A 4,782-nucleotide genomic window follows, 5' to 3' on the forward strand; every position below is an offset into this window, starting at 1 on the left:
AGAACTGCAAAATAAGTGCCTAAAAAGTATAGATTACCATTCACTCCTTATAACGACCGTTTATCGCATTCTTCTGATTCTGGAATCTGGCGTTGCTAATGTAGCTTCACCAAACAACAGAATGGATATCGGTTATGAAACTCATCAAACGCACATTTATTATTCCTTCACTGCTACTGGCGGGACTTTCGCAAGCTGTTGCCAATCCATCCAATGAACTTATTCAGCAGTACAACCTGGCGGCGGCAGGCGACAGTGACAAAGTAGAGCTGGTTTTCGAACAACTCAATCAATTGATTCAGAAAGAAGGGGCTAAGCCACTGAGTCTGGTTTACCTTGGCAGCACACAAACGATGCAGGGTCGTGATGCCTGGATGCCCTGGAACAAAATGCAATACGTAGAACAGGGTCTGGCAACGATTGATAAGGGGCTTAACCTTATCGCCTCTCAAGCGGTTCCTGTCGAATCTCAACCTGTGATTCAGGGATTGCCGGACACATACCTTGCCAGAGCATTGTCTGCGGCAACTTTCAGCCAGTTGCCGGATATGTTTAATCACTTCGATCGTGGATACGATCTTTATATCGATTTGCTTGCCGAGCCAGAATTTGAGCAGGCACCTTTTGCTGCGACTTCATGGGTTTATTCATTTGCGATTGAGACTGCCATTCGGGCTGAAGATCAACAGCGCGCGCAAGAGTGGCTGGCAGTGATGCTAAAGAAAGACGCATCACACCCCGAGACCCAAAAAGCTCAAGCCCTGGTCAATGAGGCTTAGGGGGCAATATGATTGAATTTAATCAAATCAATAAGAGCTATCAGTTGGGGACGATTGACGTTCCCGCTCTGAAAAGCGCAACTGGGACAATAGAAAGAGGGGAGATGGTCGCACTTTGTGGTCCTTCCGGTTCCGGGAAGAGTACTCTGCTAAACGTGCTTGGTCTTCTTGATACTGACTATTCTGGACATATTCATTTCGAGGGCAAACCGCTGCCAAAAACACCCAAAAAGGCTGCGGAAATCAGGCGCTACCAGATGGGATTCATTTTTCAGAAGTTCAATCTGGTTCCGGTGATGACCGCACTGGAAAACGTAATGTACCCCTTGAAACTCAACGGTCACAGCCGAGATCAGCAGCGAGAGATCGCGTTTTCAATGCTGGACAAAGTGGGGCTGGGTGAATACGTCCATCACAGACCAGACAACCTTTCTGGAGGTCAACAACAGCGAGTGGCCATAGCCCGTGCGCTAGTCAACAAACCCAAACTGATCATCGCCGACGAACCAACAGCCAGTCTGGATAGCGAAAGTGCCACGCTTGTTATCGACATAATGAAGTCGCTGGGGCATGAGTTCGGCACCACCTTTGTGATTGCCACTCACGATCACCGAATGGCAGAACGGTGCGATCGCAGTATCGCCCTGTTTGATGGCGTTATTCAAGAGGAGGCTCTGAAATGGGTCAGCTAAATCGAGTTTCATTTTTCTCAGAGTATTTTGAGAACCTCAGGTATGCGTTTTTAAACCTGAAGCGTAATTCTCGCCGCAGTGTACTTTCTATCTTAATCATTGCCATTGCTGTTTTCGCCATGGTAAGTGCTGGCGGGTTTGGGCTATTTACTTATCAATCTTTGAAGGAGTCGACGGCTCGTGATACTGGGCACCTGACACTAAGTCAAGTCGGGTATTTCGAGCAGGATGAAGACATGCCTTTATCTAACGGGCTTTCCGGAACCAAAGAGCTGGTCAACAAGATCATGGCGATGGACAAAGTGCGTTCAGTACAACCCAGAGTTTATTTCACTGGCTTAATTTCAAACGGCAACAAGTCGACCATTTTTGTTGGTAATGGCGTTAACGAAAAAGAATTCGACATGAAAGGCCCTTTCTTGAATGTCAAAGAAGGCAGAACCCTGACCAGCATGAACTCCAGCCGCTACAACGCTGACGAGCCTCAAATAATGCTTGCTTATGAACTCGCCAGAAACCTCAAGGTTAGCATCGGAGACTGGGTAACACTGTTAGCTACCACCAGTGAAGGGGCGTTAAACGCGCTGGACTTTAAAGTGCATGGTATCTACAGCACAGGTATTCCTGAACTGGATAAGCGCCAGTTATACCTTCATGTTAATTCCGCGCAGGAGCTATTGGTAACAGAAAAAATCAGCACCTTGTCGGTATTCTTGTTCGATACCGAGCAAACCAACCCAATTCAGAACCAAACCCAACAGTTGCTGGATTCTTCTGTACTGGATCAGGATATACAGATTACGCCTTGGCAAGACAGAGCGTTTTTCTACAAGAAAGTGAAAGACCTGTATGACCGAATATTCGGCATTATGGGACTGATTATGGCGCTGGTGGTATTCGTTGCGCTTTTCAATACCATGACCATGTCCGTCACCGAACGAACAAGAGAAATCGGGACACTTTCTGCACTTGGTACTTACTCTAACGAGATCATTTCCTCATTCATTAAAGAGGCAGGGTTGCTTGCACTTATCGGCAGCCTGATTGGTGTACTTGCTAGCTTGATCGCTTCGGTCGCACTGCTGGTTGTGGAAATTAAAATGCCACCTCCTCCAGGTCACACAGAAGGTTACCCGCTACAAATCAACTTCTCTCCAGAACTGGCTGCCTATTCTACATTGGGAGTCGTCGCTATTTGCGTATTTGCGGCTTACTTCTCTGCCAGAAAGGGAGCAAACAAACCCATCACCGAGGCACTTGCATATGTTTAATTGTTCTATTCGTCAGGTATTGAATCTTGTCTTGGCAACAGCAGCACTGCTTAGTGGTCAAGTTGCCGCAAACGACGTGACATCCATGCTGAAAAATGCCGATAACTTCCGTATGGAAGAAGAATCCTCAAAAGTTGTTTCTGTTGTGCACGTTTTCAAAAACGGTGAGAAGGAAAAACACATCAGTACCACGTTTATACTCGCCCTCAAAGGCAGTCGCTGGTGGTGTTTAAATCCAGAGTGGAAGCAGGGCAGAAGATGCTGATGCTGGAAGATAACTACTGGCTGGTTATGCCCAAAAGCCGTCGACCAATTCGAATTACACCCATGCAGAAATTGCTAGGTGAAGCGTCTGTAGGTGATATTTCAACACTGACCTGGAGCGACGATTATCAGGGGGCATTTGAAGGACAAGAAACCCTGACTACGTTATCGGGTAGCGAGATCCAAACCAATAAACTGCTACTGACTGCCAAGACAAAAGGCGCAAGTTACCATTCTATCGAGCTTTGGTTAGAGCAGGAGTCGGACTTTCCTGTAAAGGCAAATCTGATAATGAAATCGGGCAAACTGGCGAAGGTGGCTTGGTTTACCAAAGGTGAGCGTAATAATGAGGATGCCGTAGTCAGCATGACCTTGTTAGATAAAATTCAGCCTAGTAAAAAGACGACCATTGAATATCAGGAGATCTCGTCTTATGAGCTGGAAGACAAGTATTACAACCCTTCATTTTTAGTCAGAAGTAACGTGTCGGAGCTGTAACGTGAAGATAGCAAAACCTTTAATCCTGTCTGTGCTTGTTTCACCGATGGCATTTTCTTCGGAGTTGTCATCGAACTGGGACTGGATGATAAGTGCAGACACGACTCAGCACCAAGCAACCAATGGTGTGTTTACTTCAGATGAAGAAAGTATCCAGAGCGTCGATGCGTTTTTAGAAGTGGAGCTGGGTTATCAATCGTTCAACGCGTCTCTGGCTTTGCTAGGCAATGGCATCTATCACTCAGACAGCTCGGTAGATTCAGAATCAGACTTGATCATCAGAGAGCTGTTCTGGCAGGGAAGTGTAGATATCGCTGGTACGACTTTGGATGCAACCGTCGGCAAAATTCGTCAGGATTATGGGGTGGGGTATGGTTATCGTCCGCTGGACGTATTCAATCCTTATCGTCGAAACCCAGTAGGTATTCAGGTTGAAGAGGGGGTAGGCGTAGTCAGCCTGTCCCACTTTGGAGCCGAAGGGGAATGGACAGCGATTGCTACAACGTCTTCGCTGACTCAGCAAGAAACCACAGAGATTCAAAAAGCCGCGCAACAACATGGGGTAGGTGTTCGATACTACGGTCTGCGGGGTGACAGTGAATTTCAGGTTATCGGCTATTTTGATGACGTAAGAAAAGGGCTGGTTGGGGCGAGTTGGGTAACTGTTTTCGGTAGCGAATGGGAATGGCATTCATCGGCAGTGATTCAAAGAAAACACCTTGCTTACCAACAGCCAAGTCAGCTTTTGGCACCCGTTGCGCTCGAAATGCAAGGGGCTGCGCAACAAGTCATGACAGGTATAACCTGGAGCAGCTTTTCCGGACACAGCGTCATTGCAGAATACTGGTATGACAGCCGAGCATGGGGGAAAGAAGAATGGGAAGATGCACAGGTTTCAGCGACCTCGCTCAGAGAAACTTATGGTCAGGATCGTCTTGCCGATTCCTACGGACTGGGACTCACAAATGCCAACTTAACTAAACACAACGTCATGTTTCACTGGACATTAGATACTCAAAACTGGCAGGGACAGCACTGGACTGCTGCTCCGGGTTGGTTTGAAAAGCTAACGCCTACGGTGGATTTGATGATAGCGCCCGAGGATGGTGGTGTGATCTCAACACCAAGATTGAGTTTTGAATGGTACGACGATGGTTCGTCCCGCTTTGAAACTGAACTTGCCGCACGTTTTTACAACGGTAAAGATAAATCACTCTATAAAAACCTAAAAACTAACAGTATGATTTTGCTAAATTTTAAAGGAAGATTTTAATGGGA

At 46.8% G+C, this 4,782-nt stretch carries 4 protein-coding genes and 1 pseudogene; all 5 read left to right on the forward strand.

What is annotated here, in order from left to right; all coding sequences use genetic code 11:
* Nucleotides 1-134 precede the first annotated feature (134 nt).
* The 5 genes and pseudogenes from RH89_RS13000 (at nucleotide 135) to RH89_RS13020 (ending at nucleotide 4,777) form a co-directional block, all read left to right on the forward strand.
* Nucleotides 135-779: a hypothetical protein gene (locus RH89_RS13000; protein WP_004402495.1), complete on the forward strand. Its 645-nt coding sequence runs from the start codon at nucleotides 135-137 to the stop codon at nucleotides 777-779.
* 8 nt (nucleotides 780-787) lie between these two features.
* Nucleotides 788-1,471 carry an ABC transporter ATP-binding protein gene (locus tag RH89_RS13005; RefSeq protein ID WP_004402496.1) on the forward strand — a complete coding sequence of 228 codons (684 nt, stop codon included), beginning with the start codon at nucleotides 788-790 and terminating at the stop codon, nucleotides 1,469-1,471.
* Nucleotides 1,459-2,742 (forward strand): ABC transporter permease, encoded by a 1,284-nt coding sequence (locus RH89_RS13010; RefSeq protein ID WP_004402497.1) that lies wholly within the window; start codon nucleotides 1,459-1,461, stop codon nucleotides 2,740-2,742. The genes RH89_RS13005 and RH89_RS13010 overlap by 13 nt, the downstream gene beginning before the upstream one ends.
* Nucleotides 2,735-3,504 (forward strand): annotated as a pseudogene (locus RH89_RS13015) (outer membrane lipoprotein-sorting protein). The gene RH89_RS13010 and the pseudogene RH89_RS13015 overlap by 8 nt, the downstream one beginning before the upstream one ends.
* A gap of 1 nt (nucleotide 3,505) precedes the next feature.
* Nucleotides 3,506-4,777, forward strand: a complete 1,272-nt coding sequence (locus RH89_RS13020) for a hypothetical protein (protein WP_004402500.1) — start codon at nucleotides 3,506-3,508, stop codon at nucleotides 4,775-4,777.
* The last annotated feature ends 5 nt before the right edge of the window (nucleotides 4,778-4,782 follow it).

It is taken from the genome of Vibrio nigripulchritudo ATCC 27043 (assembly GCF_000222685.1).
Taxonomy (GTDB): domain Bacteria; phylum Pseudomonadota; class Gammaproteobacteria; order Enterobacterales; family Vibrionaceae; genus Vibrio; species Vibrio nigripulchritudo.